The 22,983-nt window shown below is 50.9% G+C and carries 11 protein-coding genes; 3 read left to right on the forward strand and 8 right to left on the reverse strand.

Going from position 1 to position 22,983, the window contains the following annotated elements:
- The first annotated feature begins 56 nt into the window (after window positions 1-56).
- Genes ACR9Y8_RS14450 through ACR9Y8_RS14460 form a run of 3 tightly spaced genes read left to right on the forward strand, consistent with a single transcriptional unit; the run spans window position 57 to window position 7,353 of the window.
- Window positions 57-3,620: a SusC/RagA family TonB-linked outer membrane protein gene (locus ACR9Y8_RS14450; protein WP_481213946.1), complete on the forward strand. Its 3,564-nt coding sequence runs from the start codon at window positions 57-59 to the stop codon at window positions 3,618-3,620.
- A gap of 23 nt (window positions 3,621-3,643) precedes the next feature.
- Window positions 3,644-5,359: a RagB/SusD family nutrient uptake outer membrane protein gene (locus ACR9Y8_RS14455; RefSeq protein WP_481213947.1), complete on the forward strand. Its 1,716-nt coding sequence runs from the start codon at window positions 3,644-3,646 to the stop codon at window positions 5,357-5,359.
- Between the two features lie 11 nt (window positions 5,360-5,370).
- A complete protein-coding gene (locus ACR9Y8_RS14460) occupies window positions 5,371-7,353 on the forward strand; it encodes an FAD-dependent oxidoreductase (protein ID WP_481213948.1) in 1,983 nt (660 codons plus the stop codon).
- 6 nt (window positions 7,354-7,359) lie between these two features.
- Here ACR9Y8_RS14460 and ACR9Y8_RS14465 read toward each other — a convergent pair whose 3' ends face one another.
- The 8 genes from ACR9Y8_RS14465 to ACR9Y8_RS14500 all read right to left on the reverse strand — a co-directional run bounded on the left by ACR9Y8_RS14465 (window position 7,360) and on the right by ACR9Y8_RS14500 (window position 22,968).
- Window positions 7,360-8,679, reverse strand: coding sequence for a porin (locus tag ACR9Y8_RS14465; RefSeq protein WP_481213949.1), 1,320 nt, complete (start codon window positions 8,677-8,679; stop codon window positions 7,360-7,362).
- Window positions 8,680-8,738: 59 nt separating this feature from the next.
- Window positions 8,739-10,241, reverse strand: a complete 1,503-nt coding sequence (locus tag ACR9Y8_RS14470) for an MBOAT family O-acyltransferase (RefSeq protein ID WP_481213950.1) — start codon at window positions 10,239-10,241, stop codon at window positions 8,739-8,741.
- Window positions 10,225-11,502 carry a GDSL-type esterase/lipase family protein gene (locus ACR9Y8_RS14475; protein ID WP_481213951.1) on the reverse strand — a complete coding sequence of 426 codons (1,278 nt, stop codon included), beginning with the start codon at window positions 11,500-11,502 and terminating at the stop codon, window positions 10,225-10,227. Before ACR9Y8_RS14475 ends, ACR9Y8_RS14470 begins: the two co-directional genes overlap by 17 nt.
- Window positions 11,474-12,874 carry an SGNH/GDSL hydrolase family protein gene (locus tag ACR9Y8_RS14480; RefSeq protein WP_481213952.1) on the reverse strand — a complete coding sequence of 467 codons (1,401 nt, stop codon included), beginning with the start codon at window positions 12,872-12,874 and terminating at the stop codon, window positions 11,474-11,476. The genes ACR9Y8_RS14475 and ACR9Y8_RS14480 overlap by 29 nt, the downstream gene beginning before the upstream one ends.
- Before the next feature lie 33 nt (window positions 12,875-12,907).
- The gene (locus tag ACR9Y8_RS14485; RefSeq protein ID WP_481213953.1) at window positions 12,908-13,441 is read right to left on the reverse strand and encodes a glucosaminidase domain-containing protein; all 534 of its coding nucleotides are present in this window, start codon (window positions 13,439-13,441) and stop codon (window positions 12,908-12,910) included.
- 171 nt (window positions 13,442-13,612) lie between these two features.
- Window positions 13,613-15,373 (reverse strand): aspartate--tRNA ligase, encoded by a 1,761-nt coding sequence (gene aspS, locus ACR9Y8_RS14490; RefSeq protein WP_481213954.1) that lies wholly within the window; start codon window positions 15,371-15,373, stop codon window positions 13,613-13,615.
- 57 nt (window positions 15,374-15,430) lie between these two features.
- A complete protein-coding gene (locus ACR9Y8_RS14495; protein WP_481213955.1) occupies window positions 15,431-16,480 on the reverse strand; it encodes an NAD(P)/FAD-dependent oxidoreductase in 1,050 nt (349 codons plus the stop codon).
- Window positions 16,481-16,866: 386 nt separating this feature from the next.
- Window positions 16,867-22,968, reverse strand: a complete 6,102-nt coding sequence (locus ACR9Y8_RS14500) for an alpha-2-macroglobulin family protein (RefSeq protein WP_481213956.1) — start codon at window positions 22,966-22,968, stop codon at window positions 16,867-16,869.
- Window positions 22,969-22,983 lie beyond the last annotated feature (15 nt).

The raw sequence follows: 22,983 nt of genomic DNA on the forward strand, positions 1-22,983 counted from the left end.
AACGAACCTCAAACCTCAAACTTCAAACGTCAAACACTAATTTTTAAATTCCAGTTATGACGTACCTCTTCTACTCACACAGGGGGCTGCTATGCTTCCTATGCTGTTTACTGTACATGCGCCCCAATGCCGCCGCACAGGATCTTTCCCTGAACGGGCGGCAGGAGCAGCATCGCAAAAGCGCCCGTATAAAAAGCATGCTGCTGACAGACGCCCTTCACAACATTGCACAACGTTACCAGGTAAGCTTTGACTATGATAGCGAAACACTGCAGCAAAAACAGGTGACTGCAGAAAAAGTACTGCTGCACCTGCGTAACCAGCAGGGTCAATACAGCAGCCTGGATGAGCTGCTGAAAGATCTGCTGCAGCCGTTTGGAATGAGGGTGAAACGATTCGGGCAGCACAGCTATACCATTTATACGCCGGGAAAACTGGCGCCAACTGTTAATGAGATCATCCCCGTGATCAACACGTATATAGCGGCAGATACTACCATTAGCGGTAAAGTGACAGATGCCGCCAATGGTCAGGCGCTACCAGGCGTAAGCGTAATGATCAAAGGCACCAGCAAAGGCACGGTAACAGATGCTGAAGGACATTACCGTTTACAAACGCCGGACAATAATGCCGTACTGCTTTTCCAGTATATCGGGTTTGAAGCAAAGGAGCTGGCCGCCAGCGATGGAGCCACTGTCAACGTAACATTATCATCGGCTACCAGCTCATTATCAGAAGTAGTGGTAACCGGTTATACTACCCAGCAAAAGAAAGACATCACCGGCTCTGTAGCAGTAGTAAAAACAAAAGACCTTTTGTCTGTGCCCGCGGGCAACTTTGGCCAGCAATTACAAGGAAGAGCCGCCGGTGTTACGGCCACCAGCAATGGTGCACCCGGCGCGGGCGTAACGATCCGCATCAGGGGCATCGGTACTATCAATGATAACGGGCCCCTGTATGTGATTGACGGCGTATCTACGCGCAGCCAAAGCCTGAACAGCCTGAACCCGAATGATATTGAATCTATACAGGTATTGAAAGATGCCGCCGCTGCTTCTATTTACGGCGCACAGGCCAGTAATGGTGTTGTGATCATTACCACCAGGAAAGGTAAAGCGGGCGTATCTAAGATCTCTTATGATGCATACTACGGTATGCAATACCCTGGTAAAGGGCCGGAGATGCTGAATACAAAGGAATGGTCTGATCTTATTTGGACCAGCCTGAAAAATGCCGGACAGGTAGGCGCTAATGGCAATCCTACACATCCGCAGTTTGGCAATGGTGCGCAGCCGGTGATCCCTTACTATATACTGCCCGCAGGCAAACAACAAGGGCAGGTAGATGAAAGCCTGTATGACCTGAGCACCAACCAGATCGTACGCGCTAACCAGGATGGAACAGATTGGTATAAGCAGATCTTTGCACCGGCCTCCATTCAGAATCACCAGCTCACCGGATCCGGCGGCACAGAGAAAGGGAATTATGCTTTTGGCCTCAACTACTTTAACCAGCAAGGCATCCTGAAGTATACCAACTTTAAACGCTATTCGGCACGTATCAATACAGAACTGCTGGTAAAGAAGAACATCCGCTTTGGAGAGAACCTGCAGGTAGCTTTTACAGAGTCTACCGGCGGAGATTATGCCAGCGGTGAAGGCAATGCCATTGTACAGGCCATGCGTGTACCGCCTATTATACCGGTGTATGATATCGGCGGCAATTTTGCAGGTACACGTGGCGCAGGATTGGGTAACTCTTCCAATCCCTATGCACTGTTGTACCGCGGTAAAGACAACAAGACAAAAGGTTATCGTGCCTTTGGCAATGCCTATGCAGAGATCACCATCCTGAAGGGATTACAGTTCAGGTCCAGCTTCGGGATAGATTATACCAACTGGAACGGCTATAGTTTTTCCTACCTGAACCCGGAGCATTCAGAACCGGCAGCTAACAATGGTTTCAGTGAGAACTCCAATTATAACCTGCGCTGGGTGTTCACCAACACCGTCAACTATAAAAAGGCTTTCGGTCAGCATCATGTGAACCTCCTGCTGGGCACAGAAGCTATTTCTGAAAAAGGGCGCAACCTGAGCGGCGGCAGGGTAAACTATTTCAGCACATCAGAACTGATCTGGAACCTGAATAACGGCGATCCCAGCACGCAAACCAATGCCAGCAGCCAGACAGAAACAGCGCTGGCGTCTATGTTTGGCCGGGTGGATTATTCTTACCGCGACAAATATCTCTTTACAGGGATCCTGCGCCGCGACGGTGTATCCAGGTTTGCCCCTGCTGAACGTTATGGCATCTTCCCTGCGGCCAGTGTGGGATGGCGCCTGTCTGAAGAGCCTTTCCTCAAAGGCCTTCCCTGGCTGGATGAGCTGAAGCTCAGAGCAGGCATCGGCGCTACTGGCAACCAGGAAATTCCGCGCGCCTATAATTATGCCTATGAGTACAGCACCAATCCGCGCAATTCCAACTATGACCTGGGTGGTACCAGTAACAGCACCGTGATCGGCTATTATCTTGCTAACCTGGGCAATCCTGCAACGGTATGGGAATCTACGGTGATGACCAATATCGGTCTTGACATCGCGATGCTCAAAGGAAAATTGGAAGTGAACGCAGAAGTATATGACCGCCGCACCAATGATATGCTCACCCAACCACAGCTCACCGCGCTCGCGGGCAGGGCCACTGCGCCTTTCGTAAACATAGGCGACATGCGTAATATCGGTATTGATCTGGGCATCAACTACCGCGATAAGATAGGCGGAGAACTGCAGTACGACCTTGGCATTACCTTCAGCCATTACAAGAATGAAGTGTTGCGCCTGGGAGAAACGGGCACAGAACAGATCTTCAGCGGCGGCACCCGTTACGGTACCATCACCCTTACAGAAAAAGGGAAGCCGGTATCTATGTTCTACGGCTACCAGATAGAAGGTATTTTCCAGAACGAGTCTGAAGTAAAATCACATGCATTGCAAACAGGCATGGACAAGAACAATCCTGCAAAATTTGTAGGCAAGTATAAGCTGAAGGATATTGACGGAGATGGCGCCGTAACACTGAATGACCGGACTGTTATCGGTAACCCGCATCCTGATTTTACTTATGGGCTCAACATCAGCCTGGGCTGGCGCAATTTTGATTTTAACATGTATTTATACGGCTCCCAGGGCAATGATATTTACAACATCACCAAATACTATACAGACTTCCAGACCTTTGCAGGCAACCGCAGCAAACGCATGCTGTACGATTCCTGGCGGCCGGATAACCCGAATGCCAGCCTGCCCATACTGGATGCCAATGATAATATCAGCAACGGCATTTCACACAGCTACTATATAGAGAACGGTTCTTACCTGCGCGCCAAGAACATACAAGTGGGCTATTCATTACCGGCCGCATTATTGAAAAGAGTGAACATCGATCAGCTGCGGCTATATGTACAGGCTACCAATCTTTTCACCATCACCTCTTACAGCGGACTGGAACCGGATATTATGAACGCTGGTTTTGGCGGCAGCGGCGATCTTAACAAAGGGGTGGATTATGGATTTTATCCCAACGCCAGGCAGGTACTGGTAGGGCTTTCGCTTACTTTCTAATTCCTGATGCAAAAAATCTACGTATGAAAAAACTCATATTCACCGGCTGCACCGCGCTGCTCCTGCTACTGGGCTGGCGCTGCTCAGACAGTTTCCTGGACAAACAGCCACTTTCGCTTGATGAAAACGCACTGGCCAACAAAAAAGGCGTAAATGCTATCCTGGTAGGCGCTTACTCCCTGCTGGACGGCATCGGCGCCGGTGGCAGCTATGAACAAACAGCCTCCAACTGGAGCTTCGGTAGTATACGCGGTGGAGAAGCACATAAAGGCGCTGACCCCAGCAGTCAGCCGGATATCAACAATATCGAAAGATATGAGTCCAACCCAACCGATAATTATTACCTCGGTAAATGGCGCACGTTATATGATGGCATTGTGCGGGCCAATAATACGCTTAAAGTATTGCGCAAGGTAACAGACATGAGCGATGGGGAAAAGACCAATATCGCGGCACAGGCGCGCTTTCTGCGGGCATTCTATCATTTCGAAGCAAAGAAGCTCTGGAACAGGGTGCCTTACCTGGACGACAACGTAACAGACCTGAACCCGAAGATTCCCAATGACCATGATATCTGGCCGGATATTATGAATGATCTCAAATTCGCGATGGACAACCTGCCCGAAACGCAGGACGCTATTGGCCGTGTGAACAAATGGGCGGCCACCGCCTATCTCGCCAAAGCATACATGTATCAAAGCAAATATGCAGAGGCCAGGCCATTGATAGAAGCGGTGCTGACGAACGGCAAGAACTCTCGCGGGGTGAAATACCGCCTGAACGATTGTTTCCATGATAATTTCAACCCGGCTACCAAGAACAGCCCGGAAGCTATCCTGGAAGCGCAGACCTCTGTGAACGACGGCGCCAACGGCGGTAACGGCAACCAGGGCGATGTGCTGAATTATCCCTATACGGGAGGACCCGGTAAATGCTGCGGCACCTTTCAGCCCAGCCAGGACCTGGTTAACGCCTATAAAACGGATGTCAACGGACTGCCCATGATCAGCACCTACAACACGGATGACGTAAAGGATGATGAAGGCATTCCCTCTGATCAGCCCTTCACGCCTTATACCGGTTCATTGGACCCGCGCCTGGACTGGACGGTTGGGCGCAGGGGCATCCCCTACCTGGATTGGGGCCCGCATCCCGGCGCTGCCTGGATCCGTAACCAGGCCTATGCTGGGCCATACAGTCCCAAAAAGAATGTATACTACAAAGAGCAGCAAGGGAAATTCACCGATGCCTCCAGCCCTACCGCAGTTGCCAACAATGTAAAATTGCTGCGCCTGGCAGAAGTGATCCTCTGGGCCGCTGAATGCGAAGCCGCCATCGGTGATCCGGACAAGGCAAGGCTGTACGTGAACCAGCTGCGCAGCCGCGCACGTAACGGCTGTTATGTACAGCAGCCTGACGGTGCGCCGGCCGCCAACTACAACGTGAATATCTACCAGGAAGCCTGGACCTCCCGCCCTGCGGCACAGCAGGCCGTGCGGTTCGAGAACAAGCTGGAACTGGCAATGGAAGGGCACCGCTTCTTTGACCTGGTAAGATGGGGCATTGCAGATACGGAATTGAATACCTACCTGGCTAAAGTATCCGTAAAAAGAGTCTATCTTAAAGGAGCCGTTTTCACAAAAGGGATAGATGAATACTACCCGATTCCACAAACAGAGATCCAGAATAGTTACCTGAACGGTCAGGCTACTTTGCAACAAAACCCGGGATATAAATAATCAAAATAACGATGATGACCATACGTAAATTAAGAACAGGCATTTTAACTACCCTGCTGGCTTTGCTGGCAGGAGGCCATGATGCTGCCGCGCAATCGGCAGACAGCTATGATATCTGCGTGTACGGCGGCACTGCTGCAGGCGTAACAGCGGCTTATACTGCCAAAAAGATGGGTAAGACCGTATTGCTCATAGAACCTGGCAAGCACCTGGGCGGCATGACCACCGGCGGCCTGGGATATACGGACATTGGCAACAAGTTTGCCATCACTGGCCTGGCACGTGATTTCTACCGGCGCATTGGCCGCTATTACGGCAAGTTTGAACAATGGGTCTTTGAACCGCATGTGGCAGAAAACATTTTGAACGAATACATACAAAAGGCAGCGGTGCCTGTGCTGTACAGCTACTATATCACGAAAGCAGACAAGCAGCAGGGCAGCATCCAATCCATTACCCTGGAAAAGGCAGCAGGCAGCGGACCTGCACAGCGTACCATTAAAGCAAAGATGTTCATTGACTGCAGCTATGAAGGCGACCTGATGGCCGAGGCAGGTGTAAGCTACACCATTGGCCGGGAAGCCAACAGCGAGTATAATGAAACATGGAACGGGGTACAGCTGCTGGATAAACACCAGTTCCCGGATGGCATTGATCCGTACCGCGAAAAGGGCAATCCTTCCAGCGGATTATTATGGGGCATCAGCCCCGAGCCCCTTGCCAAAGCAGGTTCCGGCGATAAGAAAGTACAGGCTTATAATTTCCGTATCTGCCTGAGCAGCGATCCTGCCAACCTGATACCTATTACGCAGCCTGAGAACTACGATCCTTCGAAGTATGAGCTGCTGGTAAGGATCCTGGAAAAGAACCGCTGGAAGAACCTCTGGGGCGGCCTTAAGTTTGATCTGATGCCGAATAATAAAACGGATATCAACAACAACGGCGCTTTCTCTACAGACATGATCGGGATGAACTACGATTACCCGGAAGCAGATTATGCCACCCGTCAAAAGATCATCAAGGATCATGAAGATTATAACAAAGGCCTGCTGTATTTCATTGGGCATGATCCACGGGTGCCTGAAGACCTGCGCAATGAAATGCTGAAATGGGGTTATCCTAAAGATGAATATACCGACAATGGCGGCTGGTCTTTCCAGCTGTATGTAAGGGAAGCACGCAGAATGATAGGTCAGTATGTGATGACGCAGGCCAACTGCGAAAGCAAGGAAGTGGTAAAAGATGCGGTGGGTATGGCTGCCTACACCATGGACTCGCACAATTGCCAGCGCGTAGTAGTGAATGGCATGGTAAAAAATGAAGGCGATGTGCAGAAAGGTACGCCGGGCCCCTATCCTATTGCCTATCGTTCACTGGTGCCTAAATCAAAGGAATGTAAGAATTTGTTGGTACCGGTGTGTTTATCGGCCACACACATTGCCTATGGTTCCATCCGTATGGAGCCGGTGTTCATGGTGTTGGGGCAATCGTCTGCCGCTGCGGCAGTAATGGCCATTAATGATGGTAAAGCTGTGCAGGACATTAATGTAAAGACGCTGCAACAAAAGCTGAAACAGGATCCGCTGGTAGACGGCAGCATCCCTGAAGTACTGGTGGATGATGCCGATAAAACTTTCCTGCAGGAAAAAGGACAGTGGCAGAAAATCAAAGCACCGCATAACTACGGCACTTCCGTTACCTATTCAGCAGGCGGCAGCGTGCGTTTCACGCCACCCATGGAGCATGAAGGACGTTATACTATCTACTATTATAACATCACTAAACAGGGAAAAGCGCCTGCTGCAAATTTCAATATCGTATCTGCCGACGGCAATAAAACTACGCGGCAATCGCTGGAAGAACATGGCAATGAGTGGGTGCCCCTAGGTTCCTACTCTTACAAAAAAGGTGCTCCTTATTATGTAGAGCTGTCGCTGCCGGAGGGCGTACAGGGCGACCTTATGGCCGATGCCATCTTGTGTGTACCTGAATAATGCACTTTAAAACCTGAACTGAAGGCGGCAGGTAAATACGTTATCCTTTACATCTGTGGTATAACCTTTAAGGTCTGTAGATTCATTCCTTATAAGGTCATACCACAGTGTTATTTTAAGATGTTCGTTAAAATAATAGAGATAACCGGCCCCGAAGGTATCGAAGCGGATGTCGGCTTCTGTGGTGTTGCTATCAGCCTGGCCAATTTCATGACCGCTGATATCGCTGTTTGGATCGTACCAATCGTATTTTAATCCCAGCTGGTGTTGCGGGCTTCCCAGGTTCTGCAGGAAATAAAAATAGGCGCCGTCAAATTTTCTTACATAGAGCGGTAGCCTCGTACCGTCTGCTGCTGCGGGGATAGTGCCTGGCGTTTCGCTGGTGGCCGCAGTAGCCGTTTGTGTGCCGCGTATGTATTCCGCCCTTAATTCCGTATTGCCTTTTTTGCCATTGGGGATCCTGAGCTGCACATCTGCCCCGTAATAGTGGCGGGGCGCGATCTTCCCTTCATTTGCCAGAGAAGAATCCACCCTGAATACGGTCTTACCGCTGGCTGCATTTCCTGATCTGTAGATATAGTGTGTGAATTGCTGCATCCCTCCATATAAAGTAGAGATACCACCCGAAATAAGCCATCCTTTTCTATTCAGTGGGTATGGTTTAAGCGCAACACGTGCTATCAGGTCTTTATGGCTATCAAAATCTGATGGTCCTGAAAGGCCCTGACCATTGAATAATCCTGCGTCTATTTTGAAATATCGCAGCGGATGCGTTTTCCGGCGGGGCTCAAAGGTGATCATAGCGCCCAGGTCGCGCTCCGTTTTCATTAGTGTTTGCGACATACGGCCACGCTCAGGGCTTTCGCGGTCTGCGGAAGAGAGGTTCACTTCATAGCCAAAAGGGCGGGCAAACATACCGGCAGACAAGGAAAGCACATTCCATTTGCCTTCAAACACACGGCCGTAAAAATCCCTGATAAAAACGCCTCTTTCTGAACCATCAAACTGGAAAGCAAAGGCTACCATGGGCATGCCATTGTCGTCATAGCGCTCATAATCCAGGCGAATACGCCCCCGGCGTAGCATAAAGCGGTTGTTGACTGCCGCGGGGAAATCGCCCCCGGCAAAGCTTTTAGCGCCTTTACTACCGATATACTGGAATTGCGGCTGAATATAGCCACTGAAACGCAGCGCGTCATATTTCTTGTACATAGAGAACATCCCCTTACCCAGCGAAGTGGAGGTGTCTATCATATCCATCAGGAACTGCCCTTTTGCGATAAAAGACAGCATCAAAAACAGGCACAACACCAGCAGGCGTCTCATTGTTCGTATATTTTGGTTGATCATTACTTGCCGCAAAAGTAGGGCCAGGAGCGATACAATCAAAATTGGAAATAGATGGGAATCATGGGCTGTGTGGTCTTTACCTGGATGAGCAGCCAGATGAACAGCACCATAATGGCAATGCTTCCGGCCACTGGCACGCGGGTTAAAGCCCCTTCCATCTTTTGCTGACCACCGGCGCCAGCCAGGAAATGGAGCGCAAAACCCAGCAGCATTAAGCCAAATACGGTACTGTAGCCCTGGTACAGCTCACGCCATATACCGGGCTGGAAGTCATAGGCAATCTGGTGCAGCAGGGCCCAGGCATCGTGGAAAGTAGCGGCCTTAAAGAAGATCCAGCAGAAGCAAACAAAATGGAAGGTAATGAGGATGCCCAGCACTTTGAAAGCATATTTTCCAAAGCCTTTAAGCTCAATACCGGAGCGCTTTAACCAGGTGATCCTTACCTTATCCACTGCCAAAGCAAGGCCATGAAGGCCGCCCCAAAAGATAAAGTTCCAGCTGGCGCCATGCCAGAACCCGCCGATGAGCATGGTGAGGGCCAGGTTTACATATTGCCTGAACTTGCCTTTACGGTTGCCGCCCAGCGGAATGTAGAGGTAATCGCGCAGCCAGGAAGAGAGGGAGATATGCCATCTGCGCCAGAACTCCGTGATACTAGCGCTTTGATAAGGTGTTTCGAAGTTAGGTGGGATCTTGAAGCCGGTCCAGCGCGCAATGCCGATGGCCATATCTGAATAGCCGGAGAAATCGCAGTAGATGACCAGTGCGTATCCGTACACGCCCAGCAGGCATTCCAGTCCGGTATGCCGGGAAGGGTCATCGAAAATATACTGTACAAAATTGAGATAGATAAAATCGGAGACCACTACCTTCTTAAACAGCCCGCTGATGATGAGATACATGCCTTTGCCGATATCATCCCGGTCCAGCTGATAAGGTTGCGAGATCTGCGGAATAAAGTCTGCCGCCCTTACAATAGGTCCCATCATTAATTTAGGGAAAAAGGACAGGAAGAAGAGGTAGTCCATGAAATGGTCTACCGGCTTTATTTCGCGACGATACACATCGATGGTATAGCTCAGGTTCTCGAAAGTATAGAAGGAAATACCGATGGGCAACAACAGGTGCAGCGGACGGATATGACCGGCTGAGAGATCGTTGATGATGCCGATGAAGAAATCAGTGTACTTGAAATAGAACAGCAGGCCGATGTTAATGATAATACTGAACACCAGCAGGAACACCTGTAGCGATCGTTTCTGCGCATTGTAGATCCAGCGGGAGAGATTGAAATCGACAATAGCCGATAAGATCACCAGGCCCACATAGAAGCCACAGGCCTTGTAGAAGAAGTACAGGGAAAAAACCGTGTATACCCATACCCTGCCTGTTTTGCTACGGGACAGGGCCAGGTAGCATAAGAGGAAGATCGCAAAGTAATAAAAGAAGAAGGCGCTGTTGAACAGTACGGGATCCTTCGGATTGTACAGGAGTACGGACAACAGTTTATGAATGTCTATATCAAATATCCTTTCCATGCTTTTCCAGATATGCTTTATATGCCTGATGCAGTGCTTCGTATAGTAAACGGCCCTGCAGCTGGTAACCGCGTGCGTTAAAATGTATATGATCCGGCGCCCATCCGGCGGCGAAGCTGTTCTTCATGGCTTTATTCAGCGCATTGAAGTCCCAGCAGGCCAGGCCATTGTCGCGGCAGTAATCAATGATCTCTTGTGTGACCATACCGATAGCCGGGTTAGGAGAATGACTAACGCGGTACCAGGTGCGGTACTTTTTGCCCACCTTTTTCCGGAAAGCTTTGCGCACCGTACGCATACATTCCGGCGGCGTAGTTAGCAGGATGGGCACATCCGGTTGTTGTTGCCTGAGCAGGTGCACTGCACTGTCTATCTGCGCAGTAATGGCAGCTGCGCTTAAGCCGCTGTAGGCTTCATTGGTGCCCAGCGAAATGATCACCAGCTGCGGTTGCAGTACCTGCATCTGCGCGGTAAGCGTGAGCGGGTTTTCGATGTAATGCTGGAACATTGCACCGTTGATGCCGATCGCATGATACAGCACTCCATTACGACCATTCTGCAATATAGCGCCGTAAAACTGGAAAGGCCCTGTACCGGTGTTCTCCCAGCGAGCCTGAAAGGACTGCACGGCAGCTGGAAATTCCAGCGTCGCCTTGCTGAGCGTGGGCGTGCCCTCAAAAGGCGCAGGGCTGATGTTGATCGCTCCACCGGGCGACAGTACGCTGCTATTGGCGGAGCCTGCGTCGTAAAAGAGCTGCGCTTTGCTTACTTCATCATCCAGTCCGTTCTCTGAGCGGCCATTGAAATACAGGACAGGTGAGTTGCTGCCGGTAGCGATCACGATAGCGCCCGGGCCGGGCGCATGTTCTTTATTGCGGTCTATCACCTTATCTGTCTGCCACCGTGCGGTACTATTCCAGCGGTAATCGTCCGGCCCATTGGTGCCTGCCAGGTTATAGGGAAATACCCAGCCGCGGCCCGCATTCCCAAATTCCTTTTGCAGGGCGGTACCTATGGCCACCGGGTAGCTACCTGCCTGTATATGTGAATCCCCCAGGTGAAGGATGCTCACTACGTTGCTGTCTGCCTGCTGCAGCGCTTCAAAAAAGCGGTACAGGGCAGTATCCTGCTGGATGGTGTTATGCACAGCGGGTTTTGCGCTTTGCGCGATAACTGTCCCTCCAGTGATCAATGTTCCTATGAAAACCGTAAATGTGAGGCGGATGCTCTTATTACGGGTGTACCTCCTGCCTGAATTCATCCATGATCGCTTTATACAGCAGCCCGCCCACCCTGCGCGCTCCGTATGTGGTAAAATGTGTATGATCTTTTTTGCCGTAGGCCGGATCTTCCTGTACCCAGCGCGCCATGGAACCATCGCCACCCATAGCGGCAAAGAGGTTCCAATAGGCGGTGCCGTTATCGGCTGCCAGCTCATGTTGTGCTTTCAACAGGGGACGTACGCCCGGCGCCGTTACAAAATGATCTTCCTTCATATATCCTTTATCTGCGGTGCCTATTACCAGAAAAGAGGTGTTGGGCCAGTTCCTGCAAAAGGAATCCATTACTTTCTGCATGGACTCTTCGTACCAGTTGTAGTCTGTGAGCTCAGGGCGGAACAGCACATTGGCGCCGTAGTGGATCACCACCAGGTCGTAGGTATGCGCCTGCTGCATCTGCCGGATCATCTGGGCGTTCAGGTAGGCCAGTTCCAGGCCGGTGATACCCCTGAAAGAGTAATTGTCTACAAAAACACCGCTATCGCTTTCAAAACTGAGGCCATACAGGGCAGGCGGTGTAGCGCCACCCTGGTACCTGAGCGTTACGGCATTCTGTACATCATTGTGCGGCAGCAGCAGTTCGTTTACAGCGGCAGTACCGTTCAGCGTATAAGGTTTATCGTTGATCAGGAGATTGCTGCCCGCAGCAGGACCATATAACAGGCCTACTTCGTTAAAGCGGTTCAGGCCGGGCTTTTGTACAGGACTGTATTTAACCCAGCTTTCGGAGGCGGGCACAAAGGCGTGGCCACAGATGCCCAGGAGCGTATTTTCAGGAGGTTTATTTTTGAAGTGATAATCTTTCCAGTCTTCAGAAAAAGTATGACGGATAGAGGTACGCCAGGTGGCTACTACAGAAGTGATCTGTACAAAACCAATACCTTCACCGCCAAAATAAGCCTGAAGGCTGTCGCGCAGATCGCCGGTAATCAGATCGGCTTCTATCATGGAGTCGCCGAAGTAGGCCACCCGTACTTTTTTTCTTTTACGGGCTTTAAGGTCTCCCAATGCAGCCAGGAAATGATGCAGGCCGTAGCTCCTACCGCTTGAGTCCTGGTATTCCTGGATGCCTGTATAGGTCATGTAATCGTAGGTGCGGGGGCGGCGGCCGGAAGCCGGGGAATCAGCGGTTACCGTGTTATCTGCAGGCGGAGCATCCCCGGTTGCAGGTGTAAGCGGTACAGCAGGCGTTGTAGCGGGTATTGTTCTCCGGATATCTGCCAGCAGATCCACTTTGCGGATGCTAAGGCCTTTCAGGGAAAAATTTTTGCTGACCATGGACAAACCCAGGAGGCACACCATGGTACCGGCGATAATATAGAAGGGATGTGCAGACCTATTGTTGGCAGGCATGTGATGTTTAGCTTTGCGGTTGGCTTTTAGCTGTTAGTCAGCGTTTTTAGCGAAATCCATTTGGGAGTCCAATTTATACAATTTATACTTCTTAATGAGGTTAGTGACCCTTTTAATCCATTCATGACCGGCGGTGCTGTAACCGGAGCGGTTCATATGGTCTAGCCAGACGGCGTATTCGGGTGTGCCTTTCAGCCGGGGATACCATTTTTTACGGGCGAGCAGTTTTACGAAATGCTCATAGCAGGCGGTATCCGTTTTGAACTCCTTGTATTTTGAGCGATAGGTAGGATGCTTTTTAGCCAGGGAATTGCGGCCAACGATGCCGAAATGATTATGCAGCAGCCTGGCGTTGCGGCTGGTGCCCATTCCCGATTCCAGCATGCCTACGCCTAATATAACGCTGGCGGGTATGCCGGTTTCGTTCATCAGTTTGATGGATAGTTCCTGGAATTTATCCAGGTAGCGCCTTTTAACTTGTTGCGCGTGCGTAGTCTGCGACGGCAACAGGGAAAATATCACCGCACAAAACCATACCAACCCGCTGAGTAGTTTTTTGCCTCTCATGGCAGTACCTTTTTGTGTTTAGTCAATTTACAATATTATGTAATATATTTGATAGTTGTGGTAAAATCCGCGCTTTATTTATAACAATCCCCTTTGATACCTTATTTCATATAGGCGTCAAAGGGGATCCTGGTTTAATAAAGGCAGCTGCCTATTGCAAAATATATGCCTTTATTGCTTTACTTCCTTTACGAGGTCTATTCTGAGCTCCTGCAGCTGTGCATCGTCGATACTGCTTGGGGCGTCGAGCATTACATCGCGGCCGGAGTTGTTCTTCGGGAAGGCGATGAAATCGCGGATGCTTTCGCTGCCGCCCAGCAGTGAGCAAAGGCGGTCAAAGCCGAAGGCGATACCACCGTGGGGCGGAGCGCCATATTCAAAGGCGCCTAAGAGGAAGCCGAATTTATGGCGCGCTTCTTCGGGGCTCATACCCAGTGCGGCGAACATCTTTTCCTGCAGCTCGCGCTGGAAGATACGTATAGAGCCGCCGCCTACTTCTGTTCCATTCAGCACAATATCGTATGCATTTGCTTTGATCTGTCCATATTTGGAGGTGTCGTCCATCAGCGCCAGCTGGTCAGGCTTAGGCGATGTGAAGGGATGGTGACGGGCCACCCAGCGGTTTTCCTCTTCTGCATACTCAAACAGCGGGAAGTCTATCACCCATAACGGTTTAAACTCGTTTTTGTTGCGAAGTCCGAGGCGCTCGCCCATTTCCAGGCGTAGCTCACTCATGGCTTTGCGGGTACGTTCTTCGCGTCCGGCCAGCACCAGGATGAGGTCTCCCGGTTGTGCCTGTGCTTTTTCCGCCCAGGTTTTCAGTTTGGATTCGTCAAAGAATTTATCCACAGAGCTTTTCAGGGTGCCGTCGGTGTTATACTTCACGTAGATCAGGCCATTCATGCCTATCTGCGGGCGTTTAACCCATTCCGTCAGCTCGTCCAGCTGTTTGCGGGTGTATTCGCTCAGGCCTTTGGCATTGATGGCCACTACCAGTTCTGCCTCGTCAAACACTTTAAAGCCCTGGCCTTTCACAAGATCTGTGAGGTTGACCAGTTTCATTTCGAAACGGATATCGGGTTTATCGTTGCCGTAGAATTCCATGGCGTCTTCCCAGGTCATGCGGGGGAAAGGTTCGTTGAAGGTGATGCCCTTGATGTCCTGGAAAACGTGTTTTACCATGTCTTCAAAGGTGTTCAGGATATCTTCCTGTTCTACGAAGCTCATCTCGCAGTCTATCTGTGTAAATTCGGGCTGGCGGTCGGCACGGAGGTCTTCATCGCGGAAACATTTTACGATCTGGTAGTAACGGTCGTAACCACTTACCATCAGCAGCTGTTTGAATGTTTGCGGGGATTGCGGCAGCGCGTAGAACTCGTTGGGGTTCATACGGCTGGGCACTACGAAGTCGCGGGCACCTTCGGGGGTGGACTTGATCAGGAAGGGCGTTTCAATATCCATGAATCCCCTGGTGTCCAGGAAGTTGCGGACAGACCTGTTTACGCGGTAGCGCAGTTCCAGGTTCTTTTTCACTTCATTACGGCGCAGATCAAGGTAGCGGTATTTCATCCGCAGCTCGTCCCCACCGTCGGTATCGTCCTGGATGGTAAAGGGCGGCGTTTTGGCCGCATTGAGTATTTTATAGTCACTCACGGTGATCTCTATATCACCGGTAGGGATATTCTGGTTCTTACTGGTACGCTCGGTTACGGTACCGCTTACCTGCAGTACAAATTCGCGGCCCAGGGGAGTTGCATCCAGCTTGCTATTGAGGGATTCGCCAAACAACAGCTGGGTGATGCCATAACGGTCGCGCAGATCCACAAAGGTGATGCTGCCAAATTTCCTTACTGTCTGCACCCAGCCAGCCAGGGTTATCTGCTGACCAGCGTGCTCTATCCTAAGCTCTCCACATGTATGCGTTCTGTACATAGCTACTTGTTATTATGGGGGGCAAATATACATTTTAAGGCCTGGATTTGCACCTGTTCATCCATTAAAATATCGTTTAATATCAGTTTCTTGCAGCAGCGGCGCACCCTGTAAGAGGTGACGGCTAAGCAGATCGGCCATATAGGGCGCTAATGAGCAGCCTTTGGTACCCAGCCCGTTGAACATGCCCAAAGCCGGGTGCGCAGGGTGCAGGCCCATAATAGGGCGGCGGTCTTTCCCCGACGGACGTACGCCTGCCTGCTGCTCCAGCACCGTATAGGGTACTTTCAGTAATTGCTGCAGCCCTTCTTCCAGGTAAGCCCTTTTTTCCGGGGTGGGCAGCTCGTCGGGATAGTCCCAGGCAAAGGTGGAGCCTACCCAGAAGATCTCTTTTTCCTGTGGTACCAGGGTGATGCTGCGCTTGATGATATTTTCGGTGATCAGCCCGGGTATACGAATTTTCAGCACTTCGCCCTTATTGAGCAGGTATGGGATGTGAGGACCAAACCAGGGGTTGGCTACCGTTTGCGCCCCTTCGCAGAAAATAAGGGCGCGGGCGCTGATGCCTTTGTATTGTACCCCTGCGGGATGGAACTGCAAAAGGCTGGTGTCCAGGCGTTCCTCCCGGAGCAGCTGTTTTTGCTGTAAATAGGCCCGCCAGGCGGGGAGCAGGTTATGCAGCAGTACCGTGGCGCCTTTTACAATGGCGGCGCCGTAAGGCTGGTGCAGCCAGGCATCCCAGCGCGAGGCATCCGCCGGGCTGGTATACTGCCGGGCGGCCCCGGAGGCGGTTTTGGTACGAAAGGCGGCCCGGAGCTGTTCAGAAGGGAGCACCATCCAGAGATCTCTTTCGCGGAAAACGGGGATATTTAACAGTTGCTCCAGCTGCTGGTAGGTGTGCTTTGCAAAGGGATAGATCTCTTCGTACATCCAGCCCATTTCAAAGCGGCGGCCGGATACGGGGTTGATCACCCCGGCGGCAATACGCGAAGCACTGTTGGCCTTGTATTCATCGATTACGAGCACACGTTGCCCCGCCTGCAGCAGCGTATAGCTGAGGAGGGTACCGGCGATGCCCTGGCCTGTAATGATGTAGTCGAATTCCATGGCGCAAAGATGGGAGGAATAGGTGATACTATTTTAACAAAAGGCGGGGGGAGTAAGGATAGAGCAAGGATACTGCAAGGATAAAGCAAGGATAGCGCAAGGAGAAGAGGGGTAAAATACGATTAGAACGGTTGGAGGATCCGCGTTATTACGGCGAGCGGGTCTTCAGTCTCCAGTCTCCGTCATTGCGAGGCGCTAAGGGCCTTGGCGGGTTGGCCGCGACGAAGCAATCTTTTAAACGGCAAACAGCGATGATACGTTAATGCTTACTATTTGCCGTTTAAAAGATTGCTTCGTCGCCCCACGCGCCAACCTTTACTGCGCCTCGCAATGACGGAGGCTGAAGACCCGGGTCCTGCACACCTGCAATGAGGGGAGTGGAACCCTTACTTCACCACATTCACATTAATCCCTTCACTATGCGCGCTGAACTCAGGTGCATACATACATTGCGCAGTGCTGATACCATTGGAGAATTTACCTTCATGCGTTACGAACAAGGTATATTCAAACACATGCGTGCCTTTGGGCAGATAGCTAAAGAAGAAATCCGTAGACGCATCCTTCGTGCTTTCATAATAGCTCAGGCCATTCTGCCATTTGTTGGCGCTGATCACATTCAGCGGTTCAAAGCAGGCGGCGCGCATATCGCGGAGGTGGATATATTCCATATCCCTGTCGGCCCGCAGTACAACACGCACTTTAACCCTGTCGCCTATTTTCAGCTGATTGCCTTCGGTGATCGCATTTAATACCGGACCTTTCTCATTCGTAGTCTGGATGAACAGCTGCTTCTCTATTGACAGCGGCGTTTGAGCGGCGCTTATTTTATCCAGCCGTTCAAAGTATTGCCAATACACAGCGCCCCAGGCAGGTTGGCCCTGGCTGTTTTGCAGCGACACCTGGATGTTGCCCATGGCAGGTTTTACATCCTTAGCTGCTATACGTTTTTTGAAGTAACCAGTGCCTGCTTCGGTTGATTGATCAGCGGAGCTGATAGTTTCAGCGCCCAGCTGTATGCTTACCTGCGGGTTGGCGGCCAACCAGTTATTGCCGCTGAGCAGCATAGCATAACAGGCATCTGCAGTGGCTTTGGTAGTATGCCAGTTATTGGTTTGCTTATTCCTGAGCAGCCAGGTTTTCATGTCATCTACTGCGGCGGTGTCTTTGGCCACTACGTCAAAAGCTTCTATCAGCATCGCCTGCGTTTCTATGGGCGCCTGGTACCACCAGTATCCCCATTGTTCTTTCCAGTACATACCCATCTCTTCGCTGCGGATGGCGTGTTCTTTCAATGATCTCAATATAGCAGCAGGCGTGGCATTGTCATTATTCCTGTGCAGGGCAATGGCGGCCATGCCTTGTATATATCGATTCTGCTGCAGCCAGTATGCTTTAGCCTGGGAAAGGTAGTAATCATATGCAGGCTGTATTTCCTTTGTTACCGGCCTTTTATTAAAGAAGCTGCGCATGTAGAGGTAATGCACCTGGATGCCGCTGATCTGCTGCTTCTTCTTATCTGCTTTTGATTTCAGCAATGCATGATAGTCCTGGTCCAGGCGGAGATCAAGATAATTCAGGGCTTTATTCATCATCTGCTGCAGGTCGTTCTGCTGCTCGGGCGTAAGAGCTTTCAGCTGTTGCAGGCGGCCCATGCCCGCTACAATGTATTGTGTAATGAAACGGTCTTCCCACATACCGTTGAACCAGGGGAAGGCGCCGGATGGCAATTGCATTTGCTTCAGCTGGTCCAGCGCGTGAGAGAGCTCTCCGCTCATCCGATGCAGGTTGAACAAAAGGGCGATACGTTTCTTCTGCTCTGCTTCATTCTTCGCTTCCAGTACCCAGGGCGTTTGCTGCAGCAGCACTGCTTTCAGCTCTTCATTTTTCTGCAGGTTGCTTTGCAGGGCGGTAGTATCTGTTTTTGACCATTTATCGAAGATCGCTTTTATTTCAGGCAGCGCATTTACCAGGTGTGCAGCGAGTGCGTTCGCATAATAGCGGTTAAATACCTGCTCTGCACACTGATGCGGGTACTCCATGAGATAAGGTAGTGCCTGTACTGCGTACCAGGCCGGGTTGCCGGTAAACTCCACCGTTAAGGCGTGCTGACGCAGGGTTTCTGAAGTATCGCTGTGCAGCAGTTTATTGAAGCTTAACTTGCGTGTGCCATCACCGCGTAATGCCAGTGGCAGTGTTTCTGTTACCAGCATGCTGTTGGTGAGCACCGGTAATGCGTTCTCTTCACCATCGCTGAAAGCGCCGGACTGCGCTACTACGCGATACAGCAGGGCACTGTTAAAGTTGTAAGGGATCTGGATGGGGAAGGTAACCAGTGTGCTCTGTCCTTTCTGTACGGTGAAATGCTGTGCAGGGAAGAGGTTCTGGAACCAGCCGTCTACCGGCTGCATGGTAGTAGCATCCAGCAGTTCCAGGCGGGCCTGACCTATCAGCGTACTATCGGCCAGGTTACTGATCTTGGCGCTGAACTGCATGTTATCGCCTTCACGCATAAAACGTGGTGCATTGGGCTGCACCATTAAAGGTTTCTGTGTTACAATGCTGGTTTCTGTATAACCCATGGCCATCTCTTTGGTGTGTGCCAGGCCCAGGAAACGCCAGCGCGTAAGGGCTTCGGGCACGGTGAATTCAAAAGAGATGTTGCCGTCCTTATCAGTATGCAGATCGGGGAAGAAGAACGCGGTTTCGTTAAAGTTCTTACGCGGAGAAACGGTTGGTGGCGCTTCGGGTTCGGATGTTGCCGTGGCTGCTCCCTGTGCCACTACAGACTCTTCCAGCTTAGCGTTAGCATCCATCGCAGCCGGGGCAGGGGCCATCGCCATCACCTCTCTACCCTCGCCAGCCCTGGCAGCCTGCGGTACACTCGCCACTCCACGGATCCTGATGTCTTTTTTGTAAGATACGTTTCCTTCCAGCCAGTCAAACCAGTTCAGCATATCATAGGTGATCGTGCTGTCTTTCAGCGGAGGCTGCGGCGGATAGCGGTTGAAAGATTGCGTGGTGGCAAAATTATCTGCCTGTTCCCATTGCGGACCGGCGCTGAAGCTGGGATAAATGGGAGGCAATGACCAATCCTGTTTCCTGAATGCATCCAGGGATGCATCGTACATTGCGCCCAGCAGTTCTGCCGCTACCTGGTCTTTTTTATCACCTTTGATCTGTACCTGCCATTTCTCTGTTGCACCGGGCAACAGCTTATCACGGTGAGCAGCGATCTTTACATCCAGCACTTTATCGTTCCAGGGCACGCTGATGGTCTGCGCCCATTCAAATACCCGGTTATCTCTAACAGCGGTGTAGTGTAAATGCAGACCGCCTCTGTCTTTTTCTGTTAAGGTAAGCGCAAATGGCTGCTGACGTTCTGAAAGCTGCAGGAAATTGTCTTCCGGTTTTTCATCCCAGCGTTCCAGTGTTCTCAATACATAAAGGTTCTTCAGCGTAGTGCCCAGTACCGGTGCTACTTTTTGTCCCGGCAGATAGGCGCTATCTTCTAATTGTACGCTGAAGTACGCTGGGAAGGGAAGCGACTTTTCATTTTCATCTATGCGGTTGAACACTTTCTTTTGTATCACTGCATTGCCCTGGCGGTCTTTAGTGCTTACTACCAGCTCATACCAACCTGGCGCATCTATATGCTTTGTCCAAGTGACTGCACCGTTCTCCGTGGTAGTGAATGTTGTTTCGCTGACGGCGGCACCGCGTTGCCATTGTGCCGGCTGGTCTTCCTGCTTATATACATCCAGCGGGAAATAGCTGTGATATTCTTTTTCAGAAAGCACAAACTGGTCGGGCGCTTTCCAGTAGCGGGGACGAATCAGCCTGCCCGGGTGTTGCAATGGGATCAGTTGCACCTTTACTTCAGCCGGCTCAAATGTGCCGTTCAGGTTGGCGGTAGTGATCTTCAGCTTATCAAAGGTTTTGGCGGTTACCTGTTCGGGCAGGTCTACCTTTACTTCCAGCAACTGGTAGGCAGCTGCTACTTTCTCTTCACCGCTGCGTGTTTCGCCGTTGAGATCTGTTACATCTGCATAGATGCGATAGGTGAAGATAGGCTTCAGTTCAGGCTTCACCGTCCTGTCTGGCAGTGCGGCAAAGCGAATGGTGAAGCTGCCGTCTGCTGCCGTCTGTAATTCACCATTTGTTATTTCACGGCCTGCAATAGAAGGAGCGGGTCTGAAGCTGAACATCCAGAAATAGGGATAGCGCGCTTCACGTACTACACGGTATTTTACTTTGGCGCCATCTATATTGTTACCTGCATAGGCAAGGGCTTTACCATGGATAGTAACTGTATCGCCTACACTGTAGCTGCCTTTTACTGTATCAAATTCCACATAGAATTTAGGACGTTTATATTCTTCTACAGAGAAATTCGTCAGGCCTGGCGCACGTTTATCTACCAGGGTGAACGAGCCGTTAAGGCGGCCTTCCGGCAGTTTGAAACGCCCGTTGTACGCGCCGTAATCATTTGTGGTAACTGCTATGGTATCTATTTGTTCGCCATTGGCATCGAGCAGTTGCACGGTAGTTTTATAGCTGGGCAGTACAGCGCTTTCCCTGCTTGCTTTATTTTTCTTAACGACGATGCCTTTGAAATAAACGGTTTGCCCGGGGCGATAGATAGCGCGATCAGTGAACAAAAAGCTCTGGGGTAATTCCGATTCTTTTTCCGGCACTTCATTATTCCGGTAAAGGTATTTGAAGTTGTCAGGGAAGAGCGTGTCTTTACCCAGGGCCCACTCCAGCCTTACATTGCGGTATTGGTTGTTGATCGCTTTCTCTACGCTTAGCCTGCCGTTATTATCTGAAGTAGCTGAACTGACAAGCTGCTGGCCGGTTTCCATCCCCGTCCGGTTACTTCTGAGCGTTTCCCATATACGCAGCTGTACATTTTGCAAAGGTTGCCCGGTTTCACGATGCAATACGATATAATCATTCACACGGTTGATATAGCTGATCTGTGATACGTGAATGAACTGTACGGCCAGCAAACTATTCTTTAAAGACATATGCGGCGTATTGGAGGCCACTATCATGTATTGCCCCAGTGGCAATGCATCGGCTTTTATTTCTGCGCTGTGCTCACGGTAATCGCCAGGGGCTGGTAATGCCTGTTCCCATTGCTTCAGTGCCTGCCTGTAGATGATCATTCTCCAGTATTTATCAGTTGTATCGCGGTAATCCTGCTGCGCTTTGCGGAGCTCCTGGCGGAAAGCTTCGTCTATACGCATCACGCGCAGGTAGATCTTGCTGATATTGCGATAGCTTACCAGTGTGCGGAAGGGTTTATCCGGCAGGTTCACTAATTCTGTCTGCAGCTCGATAGATGACGCTTCTATACCCTGTAACAGCTGTTGGCAATTGATGGCGCCATAGCTGTGCGGTGCGCGTTCTATTGCTTTTTTACAGAGCGCTACGGCCAGAGCAGCATAACCACTGGCGGCGGTATCTTTCTGCTGATCCAGCTGGTAGTAGTGCTGGGCCAGTTGGTACATGACCTGCGTTACCTCCGGCTCCTGTGCGTATGCCTGCTGCATTTGTTCCAGCGCTTTTGCATACAGCCCGTCTTTATTTTCCATTACTGCCACCTGGTATACGTACCTGATGCGCTCCAGGTCTACATCCAGCAGGGGGGCCGGCGCTCCTTTTGCATGAAAGCGCAGCAGTTCGCGGAACAGCAGCAGGGCTTTGTATTGCAGGGAGCTGGAGTCTGCCGTTTTAAACGGGTGCGCAGCAAAGGTGGCGGCAGGCGCAAAGGCCTGCGGGTCGTCCAGTTCAAAGAGGTTGGCGGGTTGGGAAAGGGTGCTTTCGCCTGATTTGAAATAATCCAGGGCGCGATGCGCCAGCAGATCATACAAGGTGGGACGAAGGGCACGTGCATTTCCTTTCTCAATAATATCATCATAGGGAGCCAGCGAGGTTTGCTGCAGGGTGGCCACGTCTTCCAGTGAAGCACTGTAGGCGGCAGTTATTTCCCTGTGCAGGCGGTCTATCCCCCAGGTATTGAGATCAGTAGCCGTATCTTCTTTTAGTGTGGTGCGGTTATATAAGCGGTAGCGGTTGCGCTGCAGATATTGCAGCAGGAGCTCTCCCTTCATACTCAGTTGTATGGCGCGCAGGGCACCTTTGGTAGACTGGATCTCCTTATCCATTTCAGTGAGGCTGGCCGCCCGTCCGTTTTCGGAGGTCTGCTCGGTGTATTTCATCCGGAAGATGAGCGCTTTCAGCTGCTGGCTTTCCTGCTTATCCTTACGAGCCTGGCGGTATATAGCATCTACCGCTTCCATGGCCGAGCGCGGAAGCCCTTTTGCGTCCAGGTCTCTAACCTTCTTCCATTCGTTTGTATAGTTGTATTGGGCCATAACAGATGTATAAGAAACGGTGAATACCAGGGCTAATAAAACAGTTAACAAGCGCATATAAGTGGTGTATTTTCCGGAAATATACCCAATAATATTTTTTTTCATTCAAGCCATTAAGTT

The sequence above is a fragment of the Chitinophaga sp. SVR4-12A genome, assembly GCF_056754765.1.